General features: G+C 67.2%; 26 protein-coding genes. 8 read left to right on the top strand and 18 right to left on the bottom strand.

All coding sequences use genetic code 11. The features are described from left to right. Positions 1-7 precede the first annotated feature (7 nt). The 6 genes from Q376_RS0117245 to argH are packed head-to-tail and all read right to left on the bottom strand — an operon-like array spanning position 8 to position 5,723. On the bottom strand, positions 8-940 hold the full coding sequence (locus Q376_RS0117245) for a tyrosine recombinase XerC (protein WP_027351361.1): 933 nt from the start codon (positions 938-940) through the stop codon (positions 8-10). 13 nt (positions 941-953) lie between these two features. Further along, positions 954-1,649, bottom strand: coding sequence for a DUF484 family protein (locus Q376_RS0117240; RefSeq protein ID WP_027351360.1), 696 nt, complete (start codon positions 1,647-1,649; stop codon positions 954-956). Continuing rightward, positions 1,646-2,491: a diaminopimelate epimerase gene (dapF, locus tag Q376_RS0117235; RefSeq protein ID WP_027351359.1), complete on the bottom strand. Its 846-nt coding sequence runs from the start codon at positions 2,489-2,491 to the stop codon at positions 1,646-1,648. The genes Q376_RS0117240 and dapF overlap by 4 nt, the downstream gene beginning before the upstream one ends. A gap of 27 nt (positions 2,492-2,518) precedes the next feature. Then, complete coding sequence (gene lysA / locus Q376_RS0117230; protein WP_027351358.1) at positions 2,519-3,790, bottom strand: diaminopimelate decarboxylase; 1,272 nt, start codon at positions 3,788-3,790, stop codon at positions 2,519-2,521. Beyond that, complete coding sequence (lptM, locus tag Q376_RS25670; protein ID WP_027351357.1) at positions 3,787-4,323, bottom strand: LPS translocon maturation chaperone LptM; 537 nt, start codon at positions 4,321-4,323, stop codon at positions 3,787-3,789. The genes lysA and lptM overlap by 4 nt, the downstream gene beginning before the upstream one ends. Then, complete coding sequence (gene argH / locus Q376_RS0117220) at positions 4,320-5,723, bottom strand: argininosuccinate lyase (RefSeq protein WP_027351356.1); 1,404 nt, start codon at positions 5,721-5,723, stop codon at positions 4,320-4,322. The genes lptM and argH overlap by 4 nt, the downstream gene beginning before the upstream one ends. 244 nt (positions 5,724-5,967) lie before the next feature. On the opposite strand from argH, the gene Q376_RS0117215 reads away from it, so the two are divergent. Beyond that, positions 5,968-7,704, top strand: a complete 1,737-nt coding sequence (locus tag Q376_RS0117215; RefSeq protein WP_027351355.1) for a M14 family metallopeptidase — start codon at positions 5,968-5,970, stop codon at positions 7,702-7,704. 249 nt (positions 7,705-7,953) lie between these two features. Here Q376_RS0117215 and Q376_RS0117210 read toward each other — a convergent pair whose 3' ends face one another. The 11 genes from Q376_RS0117210 to Q376_RS0117155 all read right to left on the bottom strand — a co-directional run bounded on the left by Q376_RS0117210 (position 7,954) and on the right by Q376_RS0117155 (position 17,904). Beyond that, positions 7,954-8,988, bottom strand: a complete 1,035-nt coding sequence (locus Q376_RS0117210; RefSeq protein ID WP_027351354.1) for a trans-3-hydroxy-L-proline dehydratase — start codon at positions 8,986-8,988, stop codon at positions 7,954-7,956. Positions 8,989-9,016: 28 nt separating this feature from the next. Further along, positions 9,017-9,739, bottom strand: a complete 723-nt coding sequence (locus Q376_RS0117205) for an amino acid ABC transporter ATP-binding protein (protein WP_027351353.1) — start codon at positions 9,737-9,739, stop codon at positions 9,017-9,019. After that, complete coding sequence (locus Q376_RS0117200; RefSeq protein ID WP_027351352.1) at positions 9,732-10,382, bottom strand: amino acid ABC transporter permease; 651 nt, start codon at positions 10,380-10,382, stop codon at positions 9,732-9,734. Before Q376_RS0117200 ends, Q376_RS0117205 begins: the two co-directional genes overlap by 8 nt. A 12-nt stretch (positions 10,383-10,394) precedes the next feature. Further along, entirely contained in the window at positions 10,395-11,060 is a 666-nt protein-coding gene (locus Q376_RS0117195) for an amino acid ABC transporter permease (RefSeq protein ID WP_027351351.1), read from the bottom strand. 141 nt (positions 11,061-11,201) lie between these two features. Continuing rightward, positions 11,202-12,020 carry an ABC transporter substrate-binding protein gene (locus Q376_RS0117185; protein ID WP_027351350.1) on the bottom strand — a complete coding sequence of 273 codons (819 nt, stop codon included), beginning with the start codon at positions 12,018-12,020 and terminating at the stop codon, positions 11,202-11,204. Positions 12,021-12,280: 260 nt separating this feature from the next. After that, entirely contained in the window at positions 12,281-13,204 is a 924-nt protein-coding gene (locus Q376_RS0117180) for a dihydrodipicolinate synthase family protein (RefSeq protein ID WP_027351349.1), read from the bottom strand. Positions 13,205-13,382: 178 nt separating this feature from the next. Beyond that, on the bottom strand, positions 13,383-14,237 hold the full coding sequence (locus Q376_RS23255) for an AraC family transcriptional regulator (protein ID WP_081803630.1): 855 nt from the start codon (positions 14,235-14,237) through the stop codon (positions 13,383-13,385). A 127-nt stretch (positions 14,238-14,364) separates the two neighbouring features. Continuing rightward, complete coding sequence (locus Q376_RS0117170; RefSeq protein ID WP_027351348.1) at positions 14,365-15,636, bottom strand: NAD(P)/FAD-dependent oxidoreductase; 1,272 nt, start codon at positions 15,634-15,636, stop codon at positions 14,365-14,367. Continuing rightward, positions 15,633-15,869 carry a (2Fe-2S)-binding protein gene (locus Q376_RS0117165; RefSeq protein WP_155834400.1) on the bottom strand — a complete coding sequence of 79 codons (237 nt, stop codon included), beginning with the start codon at positions 15,867-15,869 and terminating at the stop codon, positions 15,633-15,635. Before Q376_RS0117165 ends, Q376_RS0117170 begins: the two co-directional genes overlap by 4 nt. Next, on the bottom strand, positions 15,866-16,975 hold the full coding sequence (locus Q376_RS0117160; protein ID WP_211266709.1) for an NAD(P)/FAD-dependent oxidoreductase: 1,110 nt from the start codon (positions 16,973-16,975) through the stop codon (positions 15,866-15,868). Before Q376_RS0117160 ends, Q376_RS0117165 begins: the two co-directional genes overlap by 4 nt. Then, the gene (locus Q376_RS0117155) at positions 16,972-17,904 is read right to left on the bottom strand and encodes a 4-hydroxyproline epimerase (RefSeq protein ID WP_027351345.1); all 933 of its coding nucleotides are present in this window, start codon (positions 17,902-17,904) and stop codon (positions 16,972-16,974) included. The genes Q376_RS0117160 and Q376_RS0117155 overlap by 4 nt, the downstream gene beginning before the upstream one ends. Before the next feature lie 439 nt (positions 17,905-18,343). On the opposite strand from Q376_RS0117155, the gene Q376_RS23250 reads away from it, so the two are divergent. The 7 genes from Q376_RS23250 to Q376_RS0117115 all read left to right on the top strand — a co-directional run bounded on the left by Q376_RS23250 (position 18,344) and on the right by Q376_RS0117115 (position 26,093). Then, positions 18,344-19,771, top strand: a complete 1,428-nt coding sequence (locus Q376_RS23250) for a sensor histidine kinase (protein WP_052365472.1) — start codon at positions 18,344-18,346, stop codon at positions 19,769-19,771. Positions 19,772-19,861: 90 nt separating this feature from the next. Further along, positions 19,862-20,683 (top strand): MipA/OmpV family protein, encoded by an 822-nt coding sequence (locus Q376_RS0117145; RefSeq protein ID WP_027351344.1) that lies wholly within the window; start codon positions 19,862-19,864, stop codon positions 20,681-20,683. Positions 20,684-20,762: 79 nt separating this feature from the next. Then, positions 20,763-21,452, top strand: a complete 690-nt coding sequence (locus Q376_RS0117140; RefSeq protein WP_027351343.1) for a response regulator transcription factor — start codon at positions 20,763-20,765, stop codon at positions 21,450-21,452. A gap of 245 nt (positions 21,453-21,697) precedes the next feature. After that, positions 21,698-22,651, top strand: coding sequence for a hydroxymethylbilane synthase (gene hemC, locus Q376_RS0117130; RefSeq protein ID WP_027351342.1), 954 nt, complete (start codon positions 21,698-21,700; stop codon positions 22,649-22,651). Beyond that, positions 22,648-23,394 carry a uroporphyrinogen-III synthase gene (locus tag Q376_RS0117125; protein ID WP_027351341.1) on the top strand — a complete coding sequence of 249 codons (747 nt, stop codon included), beginning with the start codon at positions 22,648-22,650 and terminating at the stop codon, positions 23,392-23,394. Before hemC ends, Q376_RS0117125 begins: the two co-directional genes overlap by 4 nt. Positions 23,395-23,534: 140 nt before the next feature. After that, positions 23,535-24,827 (top strand): uroporphyrinogen-III C-methyltransferase, encoded by a 1,293-nt coding sequence (locus Q376_RS23245; RefSeq protein ID WP_027351340.1) that lies wholly within the window; start codon positions 23,535-23,537, stop codon positions 24,825-24,827. Between the two features lie 3 nt (positions 24,828-24,830). After that, on the top strand, positions 24,831-26,093 hold the full coding sequence (locus Q376_RS0117115; RefSeq protein WP_027351339.1) for a heme biosynthesis HemY N-terminal domain-containing protein: 1,263 nt from the start codon (positions 24,831-24,833) through the stop codon (positions 26,091-26,093). A gap of 71 nt (positions 26,094-26,164) precedes the next feature. On the opposite strand, the gene Q376_RS0117110 is transcribed toward Q376_RS0117115, so the two are convergent. Beyond that, positions 26,165-26,677, bottom strand: a complete 513-nt coding sequence (locus tag Q376_RS0117110) for a hypothetical protein (RefSeq protein WP_027351338.1) — start codon at positions 26,675-26,677, stop codon at positions 26,165-26,167. Positions 26,678-26,681 lie beyond the last annotated feature (4 nt).

Here is a 26,681-nt window from a genome sequence, read left to right as displayed (position 1 = left end):
GGTGCGATCACTCCTGCGCGCGCGGCGTGCGTCGCCGCGCACGAGGATGGGCTTTGTCGTAGGTCTCGGCGAGATGCTGCCAGTCGAGCCGGGTGTAGATCTGGGTGGTGCTCAGGTGGGCATGGCCGAGCAGCTCCTGCACCGCGCGCAGGTCATGGCTCGATTCGAGCAGGTGGCTGGCGAAGGAGTGGCGCAGGCGGTGGGGATGCAGACGCTCGGGCAGGCCGCGCTCGACCGCCATGCGCGCAAGCCGCAGCTGCACCGCGCGGGGACCGAGCCGGTCGCCGCGCTGACCGACGAACAGCGCGGGCTGCTCAGGGCCTGTGAGCTGGCGCCTGGCCTCGAGCCAGGCCGCGAGCGCCTGGTGGGCGCGGCGGCCGACCGGCACCTGGCGCGGTTTGCCGCCCTTGCCCCACACCCGCACCCGCTGCTCATCGAGATCGCCGAGATCGAGCCCGACCAGCTCGGAGAGCCGCAGGCCCGAGGAGTAGAAGAGCTCTAGCATCGCCTGGTCGCGTATCGAAAGCGCGGAGCCGTCATGGGGGCAGTCGAGGAAGTGCTGGATCAGGTCGACATCGACCGGGCGCGGCAGCGTACGGGTCGGCACCGGGGTGTCGAGCAGTCGCGCCGGGTTGCGCTGGATCAGCCCTCGCTCGATCAGCGCATCGCAGAAGCGCCGCAGTGCGGCCTGCCGTCGCGCCAGGGTGCGGCCTGAGAGGCCGCGGCTGCGCTCGTGGCCGAGATAGCGGCGCACCAGGGCGACGTCGAACCAGCGCCAGTGCCGGTCGGAGAACCCCGCCTGGCGCTCGACGAAGCTGGCGAAGCCGTTGAGATCCCGGCGATAGGCATCGATGGTCGCCGCGCGCTGGCGGCTGGCGAGCTGCGCGATGAAGCGCTCGAGTTCGGCGCGAAGCGGGCTGATGGCTGGGTCTGCGCTCATGTCCACGGTATCTTCAGCGCCGCGACTGCTGGAGCAGGCGGCCGACCACCTCGCCGAGATAGTCGACGAACAGCGTGTCGAGCGTCGGGTTGAAGCGCTCCCGCGAGGGAGTGGCGAGCAGCAGGTAGCCACTGTGGTGACCGATCGAGAGGCGGGTGACCGCCCCCGAGCCCTGGCTCGCGACGCCAAGCGGGTGGGTCGGCAGCAGCCGGCGCCACTGCTCGGCGTCGAGCGCCACGCAGCGGCAGTGGCGGCTATCGAGCAGTGCCTCGAGCATCGCCGCGGTAGCGCTGTCCAGCCCATGCTGCGGCGGGGTCAGCTCGCCGGCTTCCGGCATTGGGCGCCACACCGCCATCGCAGGAATCTCGAACTGGTCGCCGAGCTGGTCGGCGAGGGCGTGGAGCACCGCGTCGTCGCCTTCACTCTCGAGCAGTGCCAGCACCAGCGCGCGCAGCTGGCGATACTGGATTTCGGTGTCGCGTGCGGTATCGATCAGCCCCTGCAGCCGGCGTTCGACCTGCTCGAGCCGGCGGCGCATCACCAGGGTCTGGCGCTCGAGCAGCGACACCGCGCCGCGACCGGCGTCGGGATGCGGCACCTTCAGGCGCTCGAGCAGCGCGTCGCGGCCGACGAAGAACTCAGGGTGGGTCTCGAGCCACTCGGCGACCCGCTGGGGGTCGAGGGTATCGCTCATCTCGCGTGCGTTCATAGCTCGAGCCTGCCGTCGAAGACCTTCTCGGCCGGCCCGGTCATCACCACTTGGTGGCCTTCGCCCGGCCATTCGATCGTCAGCCGTCCGCCCGGCAGCTCGACCTCGACGCGCTGTTCGAGCAGGCCCTGCTGGATTCCCGTGACCACCGCGGCGCAGGCGCCGGTGCCGCAGGCCAGGGTTTCGCCGACGCCGCGCTCGAATACCCGCAGGCGGATATGGCGCCGGTCGACCACTTCCATGAAGCCGACGTTGACCCGGTTGGGAAAGCGGCGGTGCGATTCGAGTACCGGACCGAGGGTGGCCACCGGCGCAGTCGCCACCGAGTCGACCACCAGCACCGCATGAGGATTGCCCATCGAGACCACGCCGAATTCGACCTGCTCGATGCCGTCGATCGGAGTGTCGAGGCGCAGCTGGTGCTTGGGTCCGGCGTGCTTCGCTTCGAAAGGTACCCTGGATGCGTCGAGCACCGGCGTACCCATCTCGACCGTGACCCGTTCATCGTTACCGACCTTGAGCGTGAGCGGACCGCCGCTGGTCTCGACCTTGAGTTCGCGCTTTCTGGTCAGGCGCTGGTCGAGGACGAAACGTGCGAAGCAGCGCGCGCCGTTGCCGCAGTTCTCGACCTCGCTGCCGTCGGCGTTGAAGATCCTGTAGCGGAAATCCATGTCCGGGTGGCGCGGTGGCTCGACCAGCAGCAGCTGGTCGAAGCCGATGCCGAAGTGGCGGTCGGCGAACTCGCGCACCTGGTGGCTGTCGAGGCGCGCGCGCTGGGTCACCAGATCGACGACCATGAAGTCGTTGCCCAGCCCATGCATCTTGGTGAAGTGTAGAAGCATCTTCTCAAGCCTCGGTCTGTCAGCGCCTCAGGGCAGTCGCCGCTCGCCGGCCCACAGCTGGGCCAGCGGTTCGCGCTCTCGCACCAGGAAGGCCTGGTCATCGTCGACCATCACCTCGGCGGGACGCGCTCGGGTGTTGTAGTTCGACGCCATGGTGAAAGCGTAGGCGCCGGCCGAGCCGACCGCGAGCAGGTCGCCGGCGGCGAGTTCGAGTTCGCGCTGCTTGCCGAGGAAATCGCCCGACTCGCACACCGGACCGACCACGTCGTAGGCTGCGCGCGTGCGCGCCACGCCGTCGTCGCGCTGATCGACCCGCTCGATGCGCATCCACGCCTGGTAGAGCGCCGGGCGGATCAGGTCGTTCATGCCCGCGTCGATGATCGCGAAATGCTTGGTCTCGGCGGGCTTCAGGAACTCGACCCGGGTCAGCAGCACGCCGGCGTTGGCGGCGATCGAGCGACCCGGCTCGAAGATCAGCTCGAGTTCGCGGGTCAGCGCGCTGCGCGCCAGCCGCTCGCGCAGCGCACTGATGTAGTGCGCGGGGCTGGGCGGGGTCTCGCCGTTGTAGTCGACGCCGAGGCCGCCGCCGAGGTCGAGGTGCCTGAGCCGGATGCCGTCGGCGGCGAGCCGCTCGACCAGGGCGATCAGTCGCTCCAGGGCATCCATGAACGGCGCCAGCTCGGTCAGCTGCGAGCCGATGTGGCAGTCGACCCCGACCACCTCGAGGTGATCGAGCGCCTGGGCGCGGGCATAGATTGCCGGCGCATCGCCGATCGCGATGCCGAACTTGTTGTCCTTGAGCCCGGTGGAGATGTACGGGTGGGTGCCGGCGTCGACGTCGGGATTGACCCGCAGCGATACCGGCGCGCGCAGGCCCAGCCGCGCCGCGCAGGCGTTCAGCCGTTCGAGCTCGGGGAGCGATTCGACGTTGAAGCACTTGATCCCGAGTTCAAGGGCGCGTGCCATCTCGTCGTCCCGTTTGGCAACGCCCGAGAACACCACCTTGGCGGGGTCGCCGCCGGCGGCGACCACTCGCTCGAGCTCACCGAGCGAGACGATGTCGAAGCCGGCGCCCAGGCGCGCGAGCAGGTCGATCACCGCCAGGTTCGAGTTGGCCTTGAGCGCGTAGCAGACCAGGTGTGGGCAGCCCTCGAGCGCCTGCTCGTAGGCCAGGAAGTGCTCGCTGAACGCGGCCCTGGAATAGACGTAGCAGGGCGTGCCGAAGCGGCTGGCGAGCTCGCCGAGGGCAACGCCCTCGGCATGCAGCACGCCATCGCGACGAGGGAAGTGCGGGGTCATTGACTCACCCCGCGATCGGTCTGCCCGCCGGCCGCTGGATAGGGAGTGAACGGCACGTTGCGCCAGCGCTCGGCACCGGAGGGCGGTGCGCTGCCTTGAGTGGCCGGCAGGGTCTGCTGGACACGGGGCGGCTGGGGCTGCGCCTGGGGCGCGCTTGCCGCGGGCGCAGGCGCTGCCGGTGCGGCTTCTGGCATGGCCTGCGCTTCCGGCGTGGCCGGAGCGACGGGTGTTGTGGCCGCGGGCGGCGCCACTGGTACCGGGGGCGGCTCGGTGGGCTGGCTCGGCGCGGCTGGTGCGGCCTCGCTCGAATCCGGCCCGGTCGCGGGCTGCTCCTGCTCCTGCTCCTGCTCCTGCTCTTGCTGCGGCTCTTCGATCGGCCGGCCCTGCTCGTCGATGCCGTAGGCATTGCCCGGGTCATACCGCTCGCGTGCTTCCTGGTCGTCGGGCATGTAGAGCGGGCCGGTCTGGCCGCACCCGGCCAGCACCAGGGCCAGCGATGCCAAGGTCAAACGGCTCGCGCGGGAGAAGATCATCGACGTGCCTCCCGGCCGGCGAGGGCCTCCCGGGCGCGTTGGGCCGCGGCGCGGACCTGGTCCGGCGCGGTGCCACCGATGTGGTTGCGCGCCGCCACCGAGCCCTCGAGCGTCAGCACCTCGAACACGTCCGCGTCGATCACGCTGGAGAAGCGCCTGAGCGTCTCGAGGCTCAGCTCGGAGAGATCCTTGCGCTGCTCGATGCCGTAGGCGACCGACTTGCCGACCACCTCGTGGGCATCGCGGAAGGCCACGCCCTTGCGCACCAGGTAGTCGGCCAGGTCGGTGGCGGTCGAATAGCCGCGTCGCGCCGCCTCGAGCATGTTGTCGCGCTTCGGCTCGATAGCCGGGACCATGTCGGCGAAGGCGCGCAGGCAGCCCTTGACCGTGTCGATGGTGTCGAACAGCGGCTCCTTGTCCTCCTGGTTGTCCTTGTTGTAGGCCAACGGCTGCGATTTCATCAGGGTCAGGAGGCTGGTCAGGTGGCCATAGACGCGCCCAGTCTTGCCGCGCACCAGTTCGGGCACGTCGGGGTTCTTCTTCTGCGGCATGATCGACGAGCCGGTGCAGAAGCGATCGGGCAGGTCGATGAAGTCGAACTGCGAGCTGGTCCACAGCACCAGCTCTTCGCTCATCCGAGACAGGTGCATCGCCAGGATGCTGGCGAAGGCGGTGAACTCGATCGCGAAGTCGCGATCGCTGACCGAGTCCAGCGAGTTCTCGCTCGGGCGCTCGAAGCCGAGCAGCTCGGCGACGTAGTGGCGATCGATCGGGTAGGTGGTGCCGGCCAGGGCGGCGGCGCCCAGCGGCAGCACGTTGACCCGCTTGCGGCAGTCGGCGAGGCGCTCCTGGTCGCGAGCGATCATCTCCTGCCAGGCCAGCAGGTGGTGGCCGAAGCTCACCGGCTGCGCCGTCTGCAAGTGGGTGAAGCCGGGCATGATGGTGTCGGCCTCCTTGGCGGCGAGCTCGATCATGCCGTGGCGCAGGCGCGAGAGCTCGGTGTCGATGAAGTCGATCTCATCGCGCAGGTAGAGGCGGATGTCGGTGGCGATCTGGTCGTTGCGCGAACGCCCCGTATGCAGCTTCTTGCCCACCGCGCCGATCCGATCGGTGAGCCGCGCCTCGACGTTCATATGAATGTCCTCGAGCGCTACCGACCATTCGACCTCGCCGCGTTCGACCTGCGCTTCGATCTCTTCCAGCCCCGCGACGATCACCGCCCGCTCCTGCTCGCTCAGTACGCCGACCTTGGCGAGCATGGTGGCATGGGCGATGGAGCCGCGGATGTCATGGTGGTAGAGGCGCTGATCGAAACCGATCGAGGCGGTGAAGGCGGCGACGAATTCGTCGGTGGGTTCGCTGAAGCGCCCGCCCCAGGACTGGTTGGTGTGTTGCGTCATCGGTGTCGTCGTTCCTGGCAGAAAAGAAGCCCCGTTGATGGACCGGGACCGCGTCTCGAGAGTTTCGCCCGAGTGTATCAGACTCTCTCCTCCAGCCGCGCCCTGCGGCATTCGACTCGCCATCCGCACGCGGCACGGCTTTCCTCGCCCTCCCATCCTGCTTAGGATGCGGAGTCACGATCGCGATGATCATCATTTCCGCGATGTTCCCGCAGCGCCTCGGCCCGAAAGGTGTGACGACTCGATGAGCCTGATCCACGAAGAGCGCTTCGAGCGCACGCTCGAAGCGCTGGTCTCCCGCCATGCCGGCGCAGCCCGGCTCGAGGCCTGGACGTTCGACGACCTCGAGAGCCGGCGCGAAGCCGAGCGCGTGCTGGCCGCGGCCGGCGTCAAAGCGCGCATCCGCAGCGCCTACAAGCCGCTGCTGCATTGGTTTCTCGAGGATGCCGACTTGAGTGGCGTTCGTTCGATCGAGGTCGGCTATCCCGTCGTCGCGCCCCCCGCCAATCGATTTCTGCTCGAGGCCTATCCGCTCGCCGCCATGACCGGCGATGCCGAGCTGAGCTTCACCGCCATCGAGGGCGACGGCCTCGACTACATCGTCGAGCTCGGCTACCTCGATGGGCGCAAGGAGTGCCAGCGGGTCTTCGCGCCCAATCACCTGCATCTCGACTTCGTTGCCGAAACCGTACTCTCGCCGACCGGCTGGGAGCGCATCGATGGCGACCCTACCGGCCACCGGCTGGAGACCGACTACGAACGGCTGTTCGCCTCGGCGATGCGCGCGGTGGTCTCGCATGACTGGGGCAGCGAGGAGCCATATTTCGACGAGTTGAACGTTCGCGTGCGCCTGCCCATCGACGACCAGCGCCTGCCCCACGGCGAGGAGGTGCTGAGCCTGCGCGAAGCGCTGCACGAAGACATCTACTTCTCGCTGCTCGAGGTGTTCCAGCTCAAATCCGCCCGGCCGCTCGGCGATCGCGGGCTCAAGCCGGGCCAGATCGTACCGGAGATCCTGCCCAGCGACGGCCTGGTCGAGCTTTGCATCGAAACCCGGCCGCTGTCGCGGATGGAGGACCCGGTCCCGGGGCTGCAGCGGCTGGAAACCGCCGAACGGCCGCTGAGCATGGCACAGGTGCGCGCCGAACTCGGGCGGCTCGAAGGCGTGGCGTTCCAGGCGCTCTCCCGCGCCGGCAGGCTGGTCGAGGCACGCTACGTCGAGGGCAGCGACGTGCCGGTGATGATCAGCGGTGGCCAGCATGCCAACGAAACCACCGGGGTCGTCGGCGCCCTGCGCGCGGCGCATGTGCTCTCCGCGCGCAGCGGGGCGCACTTCACCGTCGCACCGCTGTTGAATCCCGACGGCTACGCGTTGCACCAGAGGCTGTGTCTCGATAACCCGCGGCACATGCACCACGCCGCGCGCTACACCGCACTGGGCGATGACCTCGACTATCGCCCGCTCGGGGAAAGCGCTGAGCGTCTAGGCGAAAAGCGGGTCAGGATCGAGGCCGAGCGATTGAGCGCAGCCAAGCTCCACGTCAACCTGCATGGCTATCCCTCGCACGAATGGACCCGACCGCTCTCGGGCTACGTACCGCGCGGCTTCGCGGCATGGACGTTGCCCAAGGGTTTCTTCCTGATCGTGCGCCATCACCGGGGTTGGGAGCGCGCGGTCGAACGGCTGCTGGACGAGGTGAGCTCGAGGCTCGGCCGCGTCCCCGGCCTGCTGGCGTTCAACCAGGCGCAGATCCGCTGCTACCAGATCCACGCCGAGACGATGGAGTTTCGCTTCATCAACGGCTTTCCCTGCCTCGTCTCGCTGGACGAGCGCGATAGCGCACCGATCACGCTGATCACCGAGTATCCGGACGAAACGATATATGGCGAAGCGTTCATCGCCGGCCACACCGCACAGATGGAGACCGTACTCGCCGCCTATGACGCCTTCCAAGGCATCGCCGCCGACGGTTTGGATTGAGTTCGTCCGGTCAGGCATACCGCGAACGGATCAACAAGCCGTTCGTCCCGAGCATCCCGAGTAGGCGAAGCGCATCGAGGGGCACGAACGGGAGGTGGGCCGGGCTTGGCGCCATCCCCTAACCGTTCGTCCCGAGCGGCGCCGATACGCGCCGAGATCGAGTGCCGGCTCGGCACTGGGGGCGCCAGTCGAGGGATCGAGCGGCGGCGGTAAGGCCGTGCTCCTCACTGCGAACGGGGCTGGGAGCGCTCAGTCGCCGTGCGCAGGCCAGGTATCGGAGAGCCGATAGCCTTCGGGCCAGGGGTCGGCCGGGTCGAGCAGGTGCTGGTGGATGCCGGTGATCCAGGCGCGGCCGGAGATCGATGGCAGGATCGCCGTCCGCCCGGCGAGCTCGGTGCGGCCTTGGATGCGGCAGTCGAAGGTCGAGCCGATGATCGAGCGCCCGATGAAGCGCTCGCCCTCGGCGAGCTGCCCCTTGGCGTGGAGTACCGCCATACGCGCCGAGCAGCCGGTGCCGCAGGGCGAGCGGTCGATCTTGCCAGGGCGGATCACTACCGCGTTGGTCGCGCAGGCCACCCCGCGCTCGTGAGCCAGCGGCGCTGCGATCTGGCAAAAGGAGATGTGGGCCCAGTCGGGATTGAGCGGATGGGTGAAGCCGAGCTGCTCGTTCGCCGCTCGGGTGATCCTGAGCCCGGTGGCGACCAGCTCGGCCGCTTCGTCGGCGGTGAGCGAGAAGCCCAGTCGCTGGGCGTCGGCGATCACGAAGCTATCGCCGCCGTAGGCGGTATCGACCTTGAGCGAGCCGATACCTTCGACCTCGATCCACGCATCGAGCCGGTCGGCGAACGATGGCACGTTGCGTATCTCGATGCGCTGCGCCTTGCCGTCGCGGCAATCGGCGATCACTTCGATCAGCCCCCCGGGCGCTTCCAGCACCAGCCGAGTCTGCGGTTCGGTCATCGCGATCATGCCGGTGTCGAGCAGCACCGTCGCCACGCACAGCGAGTTGGAGCCCGACATCGGGGGCGTATCGGCCGGCTCCATGATGATCCAGCCCATTTGCGCGCGCGCATCCTTCGGCGGCACCAGCAGGTTGACGTGGCGGAACACGCCGCCACGCGGCTCGTTGAGCACGAAGTTGCGCAGGCCGCCGTCGCGGGCGATCCAGCGTGACTGCGCCCACAGGGTGTCGCCCGGCGGCGGCATGACACCGCCGACGATCACGTCGCCGACCTCGCCCTCGGCGTGGCAGCTGACGACATGCACCATCTTGCTCGAACGCATCTGGTCGCTCCTGTCATACCATGGCGCACTAGCGCACCGATTTGAGGAATTCGGCGGTCTCGGGGCGCTGCGGTGCGTTGATCACTTGGGCGGGCGGGCCGATTTCATGCACCAGGCCGTTGCGGAAGAACGCCACCCGGTCGGAGACATCGCGGGCGAAGCGGATCTCGTGGGTGACCAGCAGCATGGTCATGCCCTCTTCGGCGAGCAGGCGGATGGTGTCGAGCACCTCTCCGACCAGCTGCGGGTCGAGCGCCGAGGTGGCTTCGTCGAACAGCATGTAGTCCGGCGACATCGCCAGCGCCCGCGCGATCGCCATGCGCTGCTGCTGGCCGCCGGAGAGCTTGGAGGGAAACACCTCGAGCTTGTCGCTCAGGCCCACGTGGGCGAGCTGCTTCAAGGCGATCTCCTGCGCTTCGGCGCGGCCCAGCCCGAGCACCTTGCGTGGCGCCAGCATCACGTTCTCCAGCACGGTAAGGTGTGGAAAGGCGTTCCACTGCTGGAACACGATGCCGATCTTCCGCCGCAGCCGGTTGAGGTCGGTACCCTTGGCATGCACCTCGATACCGTCGACGCGGATGCTGCCCCGTTGGATCGGCTCGAGCCCGTTGATGCACATCAGAAGCGTCGACTTGCCCGAACCGGAGCCGCCGATGATCGACACCACCTCGCCTTTGGCGACGGTCAGGTCGACGCCCTTGATCACTTCGAGATCGCCGAAGGATTTGTGCACCTGGTCGATTTCAATCATCTTCCTGCCATCTCCTTTCCAATCGCGCCCCGAGGCGTGCGACCACCAGGCTCATGAGGTAATAGATCAGCCCCGCGATGCACAGCACCAGCAGCGGCTCCTGGATCCGGGTGACGATGGTCTGCGAGGCGCGCAGCAGCTCGATGATCCCGATCCACATCACCAGCGCCGTGTCCTTCATCACCGACAGCACCAGGTTCAGCCAGCCGGGGAAGGCGACCCTGGTGGCGACCGGCAGCACGATGTAGCGCAAATCCTGCCAGTAGCTCATCCCCAGCGACCTGCTCGCCCGCCGCAGGCTGGTGGGTACCGCGAGCACGCCGCCGCGGACGATCTCGGTGCAGAAGGCTGCGGCGTAGACTCCGAGCACCACGCAGCCGACGGTGAAGGCGCTCCAGTCCAACCCGACCAGGCTCTTCAGCGAGTTGAACAGCACGAACTGGATCAGCAGCGGCACGCTGCGGAAGACGTCCAGCGCCCAGGATAGCGGCAGGGTGGCGTAGGGCATCGCCGCGCGCAGCAGGCCGAAGACCACGCCTGCCAGCGTGCCGATCAGCATGGCGGCGGCGGTCAGCTTGAGCGTCACCCAGGCGCCCTGGAGCATGAACAGCAGGTCGTTGGCGGTCAGGCTGGTCGAGAACATGGGACCTCCCCGTTAATAGCGGAACAGGCGCCAGGCCAGCAGGCGGGCGACGAGGACGATGACCTTGGTGATCAGGTAATAGAGCACCGCGGCGATGGCGAAGAACTCGAAGGTGCGGAAGGTGCGCACGTTGTAGTCCTGGGTGACCCCGGTGAGGTCGTCGTTGAGCCCGACGATCACCCCGAGCGAGGTCATCAGCACCGCCCACACCATCTGGTTGGTCAGGGGGTGGTAGACGATACGCAGCAGCTGAGGGAAGACGATCAGCCGGTAGGCCTGGAACGCGCCCATGCCCAGCGAGCGTGCCGCGCGCATCTGGGTGTCCGGCACCGCCTTGAGTCCACCGCGGAAGTTCTCCGCCAGATAGCCCGCGTTGTTGAAGGTGATTCCGGCCAGCAGTGCGGCCCAGGAGCTTATGTGCCAGCCGAACGACCCCAGGCCGAAGTAGAGCATGTAGATCTGGAACAGCGACGGGGTATTGCGTGCGATCGATACCCACAGGTTGGCGAAGGCCCGCGGTAGCGGATTGTCCATCCGGCGCATCACCGTCAGCGCCAGCGCCAGCAGCACGCCGAGGATCATCGACAGCGCTGCGGTCTCGAACGTGACCCAGGCGCCGGCGAGCATGTCCGGCAGCGCTCTGAGCGCCGGGCGCCACTGGAAGGTGTAGTCGAACATGGTCTCACTCCCCTCCCTGGCGGCCGGCCCGTTCGGCGCGCTGGAGGGAGCGCCACCTCTGGATCAGCTCGCGATCCGCCAGCCCGAACGCGGCGGGGCCGCCGCCCGGTGGCATCGCGGTGGGTGTCATCGAAGACCCGCTCAGTAGTAGACGCCGGGCACGGTCAGTTCCACCGGCGTGCCGCCCACCCATTTTTCGTAGAGTTCGGCGTAGCGGCCGGTGCGCACCTGCTGGTTGACGAACAGGTTGAGGTAGTTGAGCAGGCCGTATTCGCTGCGCCTCGCGGCCAGCGAGACGTAGTCGATCACGTAGGGGGCGTCGCCGGCGATCTTGAGTCCCGGATAGCGCCCGGAGTTGACCGTCGCCGCGGCGACGGTATTGGTCACCACGGTGGCTTCGATATGGCCCTGGGCGACGGCCAGCAGGGTATCGTTCTGGGTCTGGTAGGCGCGGAAGCTGCCGCCTTCCCAGCCATCGACGTCCCGCTCCAGGGCGATCGCCTCGTAGGTGCCGCTGGTATTGCCCACGGCGCGTCCCTCGAGGTCGTCATAGCCCTCGATACCCGTGTCCTCGCGGGTCAGCACCACCATCTGGAAGGCGAAGTAGGGCACCGTCATGCCCACGGTCTTGGCGCGCTCGAGGGTGTCCGAGGTCGAGGCGACGATCACGTCGGCGCGATTGGAGACCAGCGCGGGAATACGATCGGGGAAGGGCGTTTCGACCACCTCGGCGTCGACGTCGAGCACCCGCGCCAGATCGTTGCAGTAGTCGACGTCGAAGCCGGCGGGCTGGTTGTCGTCGTCGCGAAATCCCATCGGCGGAAAATCCAGGGTCACCGCGCAGCGCAGCGTCCCTGAACTGATGATGTCGTCGAGTTTGTCGGCAAGGGCGATATCGCTCGTCGAGACCGCGAGAACGGCGGTGAGAGACAGAGCCAGGGTGCTGTTCTTGTTCGTCATTGGAGCCTCTTGGGAACGGTTGTTGTTCTACTCGTCTTGGCGCCTGCAAGGGAATGGTCGGTGCACGGAGCCTCGAAAGAGCGCACCGATGGATGGGGTGAGTGGGGAGTAAGAGGGTTACAGCTTGCCCGCGGCCAGCGAAGCGGGCTTGAGCCTTTTCGCCGAGCGGGATGACGAAAGCGGCACAGTCGCCGCGAGCTTTTCAGCAAGGCTTCAGCCGGCCGGCGGCAGCTTCATCGATGCAAGCACCGGTGCAAGGGCTAGACCAGCCCGACGTCGGGCAGGCTCGGGCGGGTGGCCAGTGCCTTGGCCATGATCCGCTCGACGAATTCCCGGTCGGTTGGCGGCAGGGCCAAGCGCGGCGGGCGGCTCAGGGCGCTGCCGCGACCGGCGAGCTCTTCGCAGAGCTTGATGCACTGGACCAGGTCCGGGCGCGCATCGAGGTGGAGGATCGGCATCAGCCATTCGTAGATCGGCATCGCCTCATCGAAGCGGCGGGCCTTGGCCAGGCGGAAGATGGTCTCTCCCTCCTGGGGGAACACGTTGGACATCCCGGACACCCAGCCTTCGGCGCCCACCGCGATGCTCTCCAATACTACGTCGTCGAGGCCGGCGAAGAGGATGAAGCGGTCGCCTACCTCGTTGCGTACGTCGATGAAGCGGCGGGTATCGCCGGAGGAGTCCTTGAAGCACACCACGTTGTCGCAGTCGGCCAGTGAGATCAGGATTTCCGGGGTGACGTCGTTTTTGTAGATCGGGGGATTGTTGTAGACCATCAGCGGCAGATCGACGTTTTTCGCCACATAGCGATAGTGCTCCGCGGTCTCGAATGGCTTGGACGAATAGACCAGTGCCGGCATCAGCATCACGCCATCGACGCCCACTCGCTTGACCGCATTGGCCGCATTGGCCGCCTGGGCGCTGGTGAACTCGGCGACCCCGCAGATCACCGGTATACGGCCCTTGGCGGCGTCCACGGCGACCTCGGTGACGGCGATCTTCTCATCCAGCGTCAGGGAGGTGTTTTCACCGACCGAGCCGCAGACCACCAGGCCGGAAACGCCGTCACGCACGAGATGGGAGATGACCCTGTGGGTGGCTTCGAGGTTGACGGAAAAATCGTCGTTGAATTGGGTGGTGACGGCGGGAAAGACGCCGCTCCAGTCGATGGTTCCACGGCTCATGGGGTGACGTTCCTGTGATCGATGGGGTCAAGGCGGCGAGGCCACAGCGTCGAGGGCCTCGCCGCGACATCGATGTAGAGTGACCGCCCGAGCGTCGGCTGGCTTGAGCCTTTTCCCCGCCGAGGACGACGAAATCCGCACAGCCTGCGCGGTGGCGCCGGGCGGGGGATAAGGGCGCTCAGCGAATGATCGAGAGGCGGAACTGCCGCGGCGTCATCCCGGTGAGCGACTTGAACTGGCGGCTGAAGGCGCTGTGGTCGGTGTAGCCGCAGCGCAGCGCGATCTCGGTGATCGGCAGTTCCCCCTCGGCGAGCAGCCGGCAGGCGTGTTCGAGACGCGCCTTGTGGATCATCTGGCGCGGGGTCAAGTGGAATATCCGCTTGCAGTAGCGCTCGAGCTGGGCGACCGAGAGCTTCGCCAGACGGGTGAGCTCCTCCATTCCGATCGCGCGGGAAAAATGGCTGCGGATATAGGCATCGACCAGCGCCAGGCGCTGGAACGCGGGGTGGTCGGCGCGGGCATCCTGGAGGTCGTGGGAGATCCCGGTCATGCCGATGATCCGCTCCTCCCGATCGAGCAGCGGCAGCTTGTAGGTCAAGCACCACCCAGGCTCGCGGCCGGAGAACAGATGCAGTTCGAGCTGCTCGTGGATCACCGCGCCATGATCGAGCACCTGGCGGTCCTGCTCGGTATAGCCGGGGCCCAGGGAGGCGGGAAACACCTCCTTGGAGGTCTTGCCGAGCAGCGGTGCGATACGCCTGAAGCCGCAGCGCTGGGCGAGGGTGAGATTGGCGTGCACGTAGCGCGCCTGCGGGTCCTTGATGAAGAACACCACGCCCGGGATGGCATCGAGCAGCGGGCCGATCGGCTCTAGCGCGTCGAGTAGCGTCTCCAGGCTGCGCGGGCGCTGGCGCGCAAGCCCCGCACCCAAGACCGCCAGTGGAGGATACTCGGTATCGCTACCGGTGCGGGGGAGCAAAGGGGTGAAGAAACGCCTGGATACGCCGGCGCCGCTGTGTCCGATCGCAAGCATGGGGATTCTCCCGGTTCGCTGATTATTGTCGTTGTATTCGCCTGCCGCCGGGCTTCATCGCCGCCTCGGAGGCGGCGGCGGCTTGGATGACAAGCTTGCCCTCGATCCGACGATACGCGCCCTTGGACTACTCTTGCACCTCCTCCATGCCGGCGAGCAGCAGGCTGTCGATGCGCGCCGGCGACAGCGGCGGCCGGGGCGGCGGCGGCGCCCAGCCGAACAGCTGCGCGGTCGCCGCGGCACAGACCCGACCCTGGCAGGCGCCCATTCCGCAGCGGCTGGCAAGCTTCGCGCGGCGCCAGTCGGAGTGCGCCTCTAGCTCGCCGAGGGTGACCTCCTCGCAGCGGCATACCAGGGTGGTGGCGCGACGCGGCGGCAGGCGGCTCGAATCGAGCGCGAAATGCTGCTCCAACTGGGCGGCGAAGGCTTGCCAGCGCGCGCGGCGCCGGCTCAGCGCGGCGGCGAGAGGGTACTGGTCGGCCGCGGCCAAGCCGGCGATCCGCCCTTCGACCAGCGCCAGCTCGCTGCCGCCGGGGCCGGTGCATTCGCCGGCGGCGTAGACGCCCGCCACCGAGGTGGCCTGGTGCTGGTCGACCAAGATTCCCCGCTCGTCCAGCGCACAGCCGAGCAGCTGGGCGAGCTCGGTGTTGGCGACCAGGCCGAAGCCGCAGGCGAGGCGGTCACAGGCGATCTCCCGGCGCTCGCCGAGGGATTCGATCACCACGGCTTCGAGCCGCCGTTCGCCCAGCGCTTCTATCAAGCGGCTGGCGGCGCGATAGCGCGGGTTCGCCAGCGCTATCGCCTGGGCCAGCTTGGCGGGCCATCGCCATAGTCCGATGGTGAATCCGGCCAGCGCCTGCCACGGCGACTGTTCGGCCAGCGCCACCAGCCGGCCCCGCTGCGCGCGAACCGTCGCTGCGCAGGCCAGCAGCAGCGGGCCGCTGCCGGCGATCGCGATGCGCTCGCCACGCACCGTCAGCCCGCCTTTGATCAGCGCCTGCAGGCCGCCGGCACCAGTCACGCCGGGCAGGGTCCAGCCGGGAAACGGCAGCAGCCGTTCACGGGCGCCGGTGCACAGCAGCAGGCGGTGGTAGTCGATCACCCCGGCATCGTGCTCGCGCTCGACCAGCAGCCGCCCCGGCGCGGGTGCGTCGATCACCCGGGTGGCGCTGCAAAGGCGCAGCCCGGGCAGCCGCTCGAAGCGCTCGCGCAGCGCTTGCGCGCGAAGGGGCAGGTCGACCCTCGGGCCGGCGCGCCAGATCTGCCCTCCCGGCGCGGGGTTGTCGTCGATCACCACCACGCTCATGCCATGGTCAGCGGCGGCGCAGGCGGCGGCCATGCCGGCCGGACCGGCGCCTACGATCAGCAGTTCGCACTCTCTTGGCAGCCGCTCGTTCATCGTGTCCTTTCCACTTCCATACCCTCGCGGATCAGCGTCTGGCAGGCCAGCCGGCGCCGGCCGTCGATGCACACCCGGCACTCCTGGCAGATGCCCATACCGCAAAACGGTGCCCGCGGGCGACCGGCGAGGTCGCTTCGGGCGTGGTCGTCACCGCTGGCGGCGAGCGCGGCGGCGACGCTGGTTCCCTCCGGCAGGACGAGGGCTTCGCCGTCGAGGGTCAGCCTGATCATCGTTGCCCATCCGCGGGCGCGCTTGCCCGGAAGCGTTCGAAACGGTAGGGACTCGGGTCGAGAGGGGGATGCTCGCCGAGCACCCCCGCACGGATCAGCGCCGCGGTGCTCGGTGCGGTGGTCACGCCGAGGCCTTCGTGGCCGAGCGCGAGCCACAGGCCCTCGCGTTCGGGATGGCGGCCGATGATCGGCAGCCCATCCGGGGTGGCGGCACGAAACCCGGTCCAGGCACGGATCGCATTGATTGCGCCGAGCGCCGGCAGGTAGCCGCGCGCGCGTTCGAGCATGCGTGCGAGCAGCGCGGGCTCGACGCGGGGGTCGAGGGTGTCGAACTGGCGGGTCGAGCCGATCAGCAGCTGGCCGGTGGGGCGTGCCTGGAGGTTGAAGGCCACCGACGTACCCTGGCCGGCGTGGGCGCTGGCGCCGTAGCCGAGCTCGACCAGCTGGTGGGAAACCCGGCCGGGATAGCGATCGGTGACCAGCAGGTGGCCCTTCTTCGCTTCGATCGGCAGCCCTTCGAGCAGGGCACCCGCCTGCAGACCGGCGGCCAGCACGATCACCCGTGCCCCCAGCCTGCGGCCGTCGGCGAGACGCACCTGTTGATCTTCGAGCGCGGTCACCTGGGCGCGTTCGAGGGTGATACCGACGCATTCCAGCAGCCAGTCGGCGACCCGGGGGGCGTAGAGGATCGCATCGCTTTCGACCCTCAGTGCGCCGCTGAGTCCAGGGCGCAGCAGCGGTTCGAGCGCGGCCAGCCGGGTAGGGGTGATCAGCTCGCTGCCTATGCCTGCCATGGCGAGCGCGGCGCGTTTGTCGTCGGCGGTGGCGAGGTCGTCCTCGTTCTCGGCCAGCCACAGCGTGCCGCAGCGATGGTAGGCGCCGCTCGCCGGCAGGCTCGGGGCCAGGGCGCGCCAGCGGGCGAGCGAGTCGCTGCACAGTGCAAGCTCGGCGGCGCTGCCATCGAGGCTGACCAGATGGCCCATGCCCGCGGAGGTGGCGGCGGGCAGGCCGGCATCGACCACCCGCACCGAGAGACCCGCCAGGGCCAGCGCGTGGGCGCAGCTGGCGCCGACGATGCCGGCGCCGATCACTATCGCATCGCTCACCGCGCGATGCCCCAGGCGAAGGGATCACTCGGGTCGATCAGCAGGGTCGCCTCCCCGCTCAGGTGGGCGCGGCCGCGAATGGTGGGAATCAGCTGCTGTTCTTGCCATTCGTAGTGAGCTTCGAAGCGGCTGCCGATCACGCTCGCCTGGTGCCAGGGCTGGTGGGGAGCGAGCAGGCCATCGGCGGCGAGGCAGGCGAGCTTGGCGCTGGTGCCGGTACCGCAGGGCGAGCGGTCGTACTCCCCGCCGGGACAGAGTACGAAGCTGCGGCTGTCGGCCTCGGGGTCGTCGGCGAAGAGTTCGATATGGTCGATCTGCGCACCGTGCGCGGCGCGAATCCCTGCCTGCTCGAGCGCCTTGAGCAATACGCGGGAGTAGGCGGTCAAAGCGTCGAGATTGTCGGCGGCGATCCTTTGGCCGTGGTCTGAGGCCAGAAAGAACCAGTTGCCGCCCCAGGCGACGTCGCCGCGTACCTCGCCATGGCCGGGCACCGTCACCGGGACGTCCTTGGCGAATCGGTAGGCGGGTACGTTGCGTACGCTCACCGAGCCGTCCGGGTGGAGGGTGGCGAGCACGTTGCCCACCGGCGTCTCGATCCGGTGCTCGCCGGGGCCCATCCGGCCGAGATGGGCGAGGGCGGTGATCAGGCCGATGGTGCCGTGCCCGCACATACCGAGGTAGCCGGTATTGTTGAAGAAGATCACCCCGGCACTCGCGGCTGGATCGAAAGGGCGGCAGAGCAGGGCGCCGACCATCGCCTCGCTGCCGCGCGGCTCGAGCACGCAAGCGCGCCGCCAGCGGTCATGGTCGCGGGCGAGCAAGGCGCGGCGTTCGTCGAGTGGACCTTCGCCGAGCGCGGGGAAACCGTCGATGACCAGGCGGGTCGGCTCGCCGCCGGTATGCGTGTCGATGATCGAGATGCGCTGCATGGTGGGGTCCTGGCCTGTGAGCAGGCCCCAGCATCTCGCGCCCGGTCGGCCCCGGGCTTGTGGCTTTTCTCTTCCCGGGATGACGAAATCGGCACATTGCCCAGTGCGAGCAGGGCTGGTAGTCGAGAAGTTACCGCCGGCGGCGTCCGGAATGGACCTGGTGCCCGGGCGCTATTCGTGCCAGTTTCGCCTGATCGGGTCTGCCTTGAGCGCGGCAATTCGCCTCGAATCGAACCTATCGTCGCCGCGGCTCGTTGGTTCTTTCTACTCGCCTGCTGGATGTCGTTCATCTCGCGGAGATGGAGCGATAGCAAGGGGATCGAACGGTGTAACTCTCCTTCAGCCATCCACAACGATCTGATGGTCAAAGCCCTATCCGATGCATGACACCTCGCTTTGGAGGGCGTGATGGAGGAGAGGGCATCTATGGAGTAATTGGATGAAGCGTGATTCATGGCGAAACGTGATCGATATCGTGCAGGGCGGCCGACCGGACGGATCGAGATGGTCCGAAAGCCTATCGATCCGGCTGCTGATCACCTGCACAGTGGCCTTGATCGTTACGGTGACGCTGGTTTCCTTGGCCGTCGTAACGCTCTTGGAATCGAATCCGACGTCGTTTTTGGGCCGACATCGACAAAACGATATGGGAACCCGCCTCATCGATACGCTCAGGTACGATGCCCAGGGCAATCCGCAGTCAGTCACCTTGATCGATGAAATCCACATATGGCGGGCGGCGTTCCCGGATCAGTTCCAGTACCGGGTGTTGGACCCGAAGGGCACGGTATTGCTTTCCTCCGAGCACGTGAGCTCCGATTTTCCATCCGCCGATGACTATTTCGATCCTCAGGCGGAAAGGTTCGCGGTCGAAAGCGATGGACTTGGATTCCATGTGGAGACACTGCCCTTCACCTACGATGGGAAGCAGTTCTTTCTACAAACGGCGGTGAGCGATCAACTGAGCGAAGTCATCGTTCGCAACCGGCTCAAGCCGGTATTCACCACTGCCAAGATCATCGCGGGGATATCCCTGTGTGTCTTCATCCTGGCGATATATTTCACCTTCCATAGCATGTTCAGGCCCTTGCGCCGGGTATCGGATGCGGCAGCCAAGATTTCACCCGAAAACCTGACCTCCCGGCTCTCGCTGGATGGCATCCCGAGTGAAGTGAGGCCGCTGGCGGAAGCCTTCAACAGCGCGCTGGATCGGTTGGAAGAAGGGTTCAGGGTCCAGCAATCGTTCTTCGCCTCGGCCGCGCACGAGCTCAAGACGCCGCTCACTTTGATCCGCGGACAAATCGAACTGCAGGGTGACTCGAGCCAGCAGGCCCGGCTTCTCCAGGATGTCGACCTGATGTCGAGGCAGGTCCAGCAACTGCTCCATATCGCTGAAGTGAGCGAGTTGTACAACTATCGTTCCGCGAGCACGGACGTGGTCGCGGTAGTGGACGAAGTGATTCGTTATCTCGAGCGCCGCGCCGAGAAGAAGCGCGTGCGGATCGTAGTGGCGCAGGACGCGCCTGTCTCCCCGTTGGAGGCGGATAAGGCGGCCTTGTTCATCCTGCTCAAGAACCTGGTCGAGAATGCGGTGGAAGTTTCGCCTGAGTCCGCCGTCGTCACCATCGATATCTCCAATCATTCGGTGGCGGTAAACGATCAGGGGGAAGGCATCGACCCGAGCGACTTGCCGCATATCTTCTCGAAGTTCTGGCGAGCGCCCGGCAACAAGTACGAGGGAGCTGGTCTGGGCCTGGCCATCTGCCGGAAAATCGCTAACACCTATGGTTGGCAGCTGTTCGTCGACCGCTCGGTTGCGCATACGCGATTCGTGGTTTTGTTTGATGATCGAGTCGCTGATACATAAAAACTATATGGAGCCCGCTGGCAGTAAGTATGAGGTAAGTCTGTGGAAGCCAGGATGAAGACCTGAGCTCTTCATTTCCAGGACCACACCATGACGCTGTTCACTCGCTCCAAACGCTGGTCAATGCTGCTGCCTGCCTTCGCGTTCGTGCTCGTCGATGCCGCCTACGCCCAGCAAACGCGTAGCGATACGCCTGATGCCGGTGGTTCTGGCTTCACCTTCTTGAGCGATGCGCCGAACGTCACCCACTGGGGGCTGGGCGTCGGTGCTCGATACCGGGATTCGGCCTATCGAGGCTATGGCTCCGATGTCGACGCGTTGCCGCTTTTCTACTTCGATAACAAGTGGGTGAACTTCTTTGGCACCAGGGCGGATCTCAAGATCGGTACCTGGAATGACTTCTCCGTTGCGCTGCGTGGAAGATACTCTTTCGGCGGTGGTTATGAAGCATCGGACTCGCGCTATCGGGAAGGCATGGACGAGCGCGATGGTGGTGCTTGGTTCGGTCCTGCGTTCAGCTGGAAAAAAAGCTTCGGTGAGCTGTCGGGCAGCTACCTGATCGGCGGGAACAAAGGGCATCGCGCCGAACTGGAGTTCAGCAGAGAGTTCCAGCGTGGCCGGTTCAGTATCTCGCCCTATATCGGCACTGGCTGGTCGAACAGCGATTACGTCGATTACTACTATGGGGTGAGGCCGTCGGAGGTTCGCACCGACCGGCCCGCCTACGATGGGGAGTCCGCATTCGATGTCACGCTCGGTGCTACGTTCGACTACCGCATGAGCGACCGTCAGACCATCATCCTCGATCTGGGGGTCACGCGATTCGTCGGCGGCGGTGTCTACGATAGTCCCCTGGTCGAGAACAGGACGATTCCTGAAGTCCAGATCGGCTACGTCTACCGCTTCCAATGAGCCAATACCCTGGTGTCGCGATGTTCCAGGCAGCGTAATGGTGATGGCAGGCAGTGGCTGATAGCGGCGAGGACGATCCATGTATCGTATAGCGTTGGTCGAGGACCACGAGCGGGTTGCGGAGCTGATCCAGCGAGCGCTGATGCAAGTAGGCATCGAGACCGATACCTTCCAGAATACGGCCCAGGCGTCGTTCGGGCTCAGCCATGCCGACTACACCGTGATGATCGTCGACCGGGGGCTGCCCGATGGTGATGGGCTGGCCTGGCTCAGGGACGTGCGTGCGGCGGGCAATATGACTCCTTGCCTGATGCTGACCGCGCGCGACGCCCTGCATGACCGCATCGACGGGCTCGAAAGCGGCGCCGACGACTACCTGGCCAAACCGTTCGCGATGGATGAATTGATCGCGCGGGTTCGCTCATTGATGAGACGCCCCCCGGTGCTTGCGTCCCTCGCGCCCGCTGTGGGCGACTTGACCATCGATCTCGACAGCAGTCGCCTCAAGTGCAATACGCAGTCCATCCTGCTGGCGCCGGCCGAGCTGCAGCTCATGCTTTGCCTGATGAACGCAGCGGGACGCACCGTGCGGCATACCAATCTCGAGCATGCCGGCTGGGGAGTCGCCAAGGCGGTAACGCCCAACGCGTTGGATGTGGCCTTGCATCGCATCCGCAAGAAGCTCTCGGCGATCGGCTCGACCGCCAGGATCAAGAACATCCGAGGGCTCGGCTACATGCTCATCGACGAGCCGGCAGCCCACGATTGACTCCCGCCTGGCGGCCATCTCGGTCTGAACGATCGATGATGTCCGCTGCCCTTCACTTCCCGCCATTGACCATCACCGAAGCCGCTTTCGAACGAGGACGCGGGGGCTCGCTTTGCGCGCTGGGCGCCGCGGATGAGGCATGATCGGAAGCCGGCAGTCATCGATGATACAATCGCGGACCATTGCGCCCCTCATTCTGCCCCTGGGGCAGGCGCCCCGGGGCTCGCCATTCGTTCGGAGTCGTCGTGTCGTCCAACACTCGCGCATCGCTGCGCATCGCTACCCGCCGCAGCCCTTTGGCCCTCTGGCAGGCCGAGCACGTCAAGGCTCGCCTCGAGGCGCTGCACCCCGGGCTCGAGGTGAGCCTGGTCTCGATGAGCACCCGTGGTGACCGAATCCTCGATGCGCCGCTGGCCAAGGTCGGCGGCAAGGGGCTGTTCGTCAAGGAGCTCGAGGAGGCGCTGCTCGACGGGCGCGCCGATATCGCGGTGCATTCGATGAAGGATGTGCCGATGCACTTTCCCCAAGGGCTTGGGCTCGAGGCGATTCTCGAGCGCGGTGCGCCCACCGATGCCTTCGTCTCCGACCGCTTCGATTCGCTCGAGGCGCTGCCCGAGGGCGCGCGGGTCGGCACCTCGAGCCTGCGCCGCCAGCTGCAACTGCTCGAACTGCGTCCCGACCTGCTGGTCTCGAGCCTGCGCGGCAGCGTGCAGACCCGGTTGGCCAAGCTCGACGCCGGCGAGTTCGACGCCATCGTGCTCGCCACCTCCGGGCTCCAACGCCTGGGTCTCGATGCGCGGATTCGCCAGGAACTCGCCCCTGAACTGATGCTGCCCGCCTGTGGCCAGGGCGCGCTCGGCATCGAGTGCCGGCGCGACGATCAGCGGCTGCTCGAGCTGATCCGCCCTTTGATCGACCGCGACACCACCGCGCGGGTGCTCGCCGAGCGGGCGATGAACACCCGTCTCGATGGTGGCTGCCAGGTACCGATCGGCGGCTATGCGGTGCTCGAGCAGGGCGGTGCTGGACTCTGGCTGCGCGCGCTGGTCGGCTCCCCCGATGGCGCGCGCGTGCTGCGCTTCGAGGCGCGCGGTGCGTCCAATGAGCCCGAGCGCCTCGGTATCGAGGTCGCGGAAGCCTTGATCCAGCAGGGTGCGGGGGAGATCCTCGCCGCGGTCTATGGTGACCGGACGCAATGAGGGCCGATCGCACGGTGCTGATCACCCGCCCCGGGGCGCGCGCACAGGCGCTGCGGGCCGCGCTCGAGCGGCGTGGGCTCGCGCCGTGCGATCTCGATGCGATGCGGCTCGAGCGGCTCGGAATCGGCGCCGAGCGGCACCGCCAAGTGCTCGAGCTGAGCCTGGATGCGCTGCTCTGCGTCAGCCCCTTCGCCGTCGAATGCCTCGCTGCGCTGTTGACCCCGCGGCCGACCTGGTTCGACTCGGTGCGGCTGTTCGCCACTGGCGAGAGTACCCGCGAGGCGATGCGCGACGTCTTCGGGCGGGACGCTCTGGCGCCGCGTGAAGGCCCGGCTGCGAGCGAAGGGCTGCTGGCACTGGACGAGCTCGCCCGGATCGCCGGCTGGCGGGTGCTGCTGGCGCGTGGAGAGGGCGGGCGACGGCTGTTGTCCGATACGCTTGCCGCGCGCGGTGCGAAGCTCGAAGAGCTCGCGCTCTACCGTCGCCGGCTGGATACCCCGGCCCCGCCTGCGCTGGCGCGCCTCCAGGCCGGTGAGTACCTGGCGCTGATCGTGACCAGCGCCGAGCAGCTGGACCACCTGGCGCAGTGGTGCACTTACGCCGCACGCGAGCGGACGCTGATCGTCTCCAGCACGCGATTGGCTACACTGGCTGAAGAAAGAGGCTTCGTCAGGGTGCGATGTGCCCAAGATGCGACACCCGAAGCGCTGGCGCAGGCGTGCGCCTCGTTCAGGGATGATTGAAAGCTGGCCGCTGGGCGGCGGTGCAGCGATGATTGAGCCTGCGAAGGCGTGCGTCCTCGGAGCGAAGGCTCAGGGATCCGGCCAAGCGGCCGCCAGTTGGCGCCCAGGCCCGTTCGGTATCGGCAAAAGGCAAGCGACATATGAGCAAAGAAGACGATAAGAAATTCTCAAGGGATGATCAGCGGGAGCCGCTGGCGAAGCATGATGAGGACGTTTCGCCTACGATCGAAGTCGATGCCGCGGGCGAAGCTCGCGCAGCCGAGACCGAATCCGTCGAGGCTGAGCCGGCCGCTGGTGCCAGGCCCGAGCCGGCTGCCGAGGCCAAGCCCGAGCCAGCCGCCGCGTCCGCTACGACTGGGGCGGGCAAGTCGAGCACGGGCGCGGGCATGGATGCGCCGCCGCCGGGCGGCGGCGGGCGCAACGCCGCGGCGAGGCGTGCTCGCCGGCCGTGGCTACCAGCGCTGATCGTGCTGGTGGTGGTGGTGATTTTACTGCTGCTCGGGCTGGGCTTAGGTGTCCAGCGGCTCAATCAGCAGAGCGCCGAGCTCGATGCGCTGTCCGCGCGGCTCGAGCAGCTGCGCGACGAGAACGATAGCGCCATCCGTTCCGCCCTCGGCCAGCGCGAGCAGGCGGTCGATGCGCTGGGTGAGCGGGTCGACCAGAACGAGCGTGCGGTGCAAGGGGTGCTCGCCGAGCTCAACCAGCAACAGCGCAGCGATGCGCGTGAATGGACCTACGCCGAGGTCGAGTACCTGCTGCGTATCGCCAACCAGCGCCTCGGTCTCGAGCGTGACGTCGCCGGTGCCCAGGTCCTGCTCGAGACCGCCGATCGCCGTCTCGCCGAGGTCGACAACCCCGCTTTCCTCCCGGTCCGGCGCGAGATCGGCAGCGAGATCGCGGCTCTCGACAGCGTGCCGCGGCTCGACCGCGAAGGGATCTACCTGCAGCTCGCCGCAGCACAGCAGCAGTTCGATCGTCTGCCGCTCGCCCAGGAGACCAAGGCGCTGGCAGCGCGGGTCGACGACGATGCGATCTATTCGGGGGGCTGGCGCGAGCAGCTGTCGAGGCTCGGTACCCAACTCAAGGACCTGGTCACCATCCGCCGCCACGACGAGCCGCTGGAGGCGCTGATCACTCCCGATCAAGAGGGTTACCTGCGCCAGAACGTGCGCATGCTGCTCGAGCAGGCACAGCTCGGACTGATCCGCGAGCAGCCCGAGATCTACCGGACCAGCCTCGATGAGGCGAGCCGGCTGGTGCGGATCTACTACCTCACCGACGACACTGGCGTCGCCAGCGCCCTCGACCGGCTCGCCCAGCTGTCGAGCGAGGAGGTGCGCCCGGAGCTGCCCGATATCAGCGGTTCGCTCGAGCGGCTGCGTGAGATTCTCTCGCGCCGCGGCGAGCCGGCCGATGCCGACCAGGGAGCGTGATCGATGCGCAAACTGATCCTCTTCATCGTCGTCGGACTGGTCGTCGGTGCGCTGCTCGGCCAGCTGATGCTCTCGGTACCGGGCTACTGGCTGGTGCGGGTCGGCGACACTTCGCTGCAGACTTCGTTCTGGTTCGGGCTGGTCGCCCTGTTCGTGATCTTCCTGCTGGTCCATTTCCTGCTTCGGCTGCTGTGGCAGCTGCGCCGCCCATTCAGCCGGATCAAGCTGTGGAACAGCCGGACCCGCCACCGCCAAGCGTTGAAGCGCACGGTGAGCGGTCTGGTGGCGCTTGCCGAAGGGCGCTGGAAGCGTGCCGAGCGGACCCTGACCCGCGCCGCCGATGACTCCTCGGTGCCGCTGGTCAACTATCTCTCCGCTGCGCTCGCCGCTCATTACCAGGGGCGTTTCGACCGCGCCGAGGAGCTCCTGCGCGAGGCGCATCGTTCCACCTCCGGGGCTGACAGCGCGGTCGGACTGCTCGAGGCGCAGCTGCTGCTCGATCGGGGGCTGCGCGAGCAGGCGCTGGCGATCCTTACCCGGCTCGAGCAGCAGACGCCCGATCATCCGCAGCTGCTCAAGCTGCTCAAGCAGGCCTATGTCGGAGTCGGCGATTGGGAGGGGGTGCGCCGGATCCTGCCGAGACTCGTGCGCCACTCGCTGATCGACGAGGCCGAGCGTGTCGAGCTCGAGAAGCGTACCTATCGCGAACTGACCCTGCAGGCACCGGCCTTTGCCGCCAGTACTGCGATCAGCCCGCTGAGCGGGCGCACGGTCAATGAGCTCGAACGGGTGCGCGAGCTGTGGGCCGACATGCCCGACGTGCTGCGCCTCGATGCCGACATGCTGCTGCTCTACGTCGATGCGCTGGTCCGCAACGGCGAGGCCGAGCATGCCGAGCAGCTGCTGCGCCAGGCGTTGAAGGATCGCTGGAGCGCGCGCTTGGTGCTGCGCTATGGTTTGATCGAGGTCGATCCCCAGCTACAGCTCAAGTTCGCCGAACAGTGGCTGCAGGAGCGGCCCAACGATCCCGAACTGCTGCTCACGCTTGGCCGCCTGTCGCTGCGCAATGCCTACTGGGGCAAGGCCCAGGAGTACTTCGAAGCGAGCCATCGCCAGCGTCCGAGCGGTACCGCCTGTGCTGAGCTCGCACGTCTCTATACCAATCTCGGCGAGTACAACAAGAGCCAGTTCTACTTCAGAAAGAGCGTCGAACTGCTCGACCGCGCCCTGCCGGAGCTGCCCCAGCCCAGCGCCGCCAAGCGCTGAGTCTCTCGCGAAAACGCCGCCGCCTTGTCGGCGACGGCGCTTTCGCAATCGGGCGGTGCCCTCATCGATCTTCAGCCGATGCTGTAGCCGCGTCCGCCGAGACAGGCGCCGAGCGCGCGCTTGTAGATGTCCCGTACGGTCGCCGCCGGCGGCTGCTGGGCGCTGGCCGGGTCGAAGCCGCTCTGGCCGACCGCCCATGCATGGCACTCATAGCGATCGCGGGCCTGCTGGTCTGGCGTCTGGCCCTGGGTCGGATAGGCGATCACGTTGTAGTCATTGGGGCTCTCGTACTGCGCCACCGGCGGTGGGGAAACCACGACATAGCGCTGCTGGTCGGCGTTCCACAGATAGTAGGTACCGGCGGCGAGGAAGTAGAGCGCGCTGCCGAGCCACAGCGCCCGGGCCCCATCGGGCAGCCCATGGCCACGGGCCGGAGCGCCGCCCCAGGCAGGACCAGGGCCCCAGCCGCCGGGGCCTGCGCCAGGACCAGGTCCTCCCGGGCCACCGCCCGGCGCGGCGAGCACCGATAGCGATAGGGTGGCGGTCAGACCTGCGACGATGATCTTGGCGACGGTGCTCTTCATCTCC

The sequence above is a fragment of the Halotalea alkalilenta DSM 17697 genome, assembly GCF_000621205.1.
GTDB lineage: Bacteria > Pseudomonadota > Gammaproteobacteria > Pseudomonadales > Halomonadaceae > Halotalea > Halotalea alkalilenta.
This window is presented reverse-complemented; position numbering and strand designations above follow the sequence as displayed.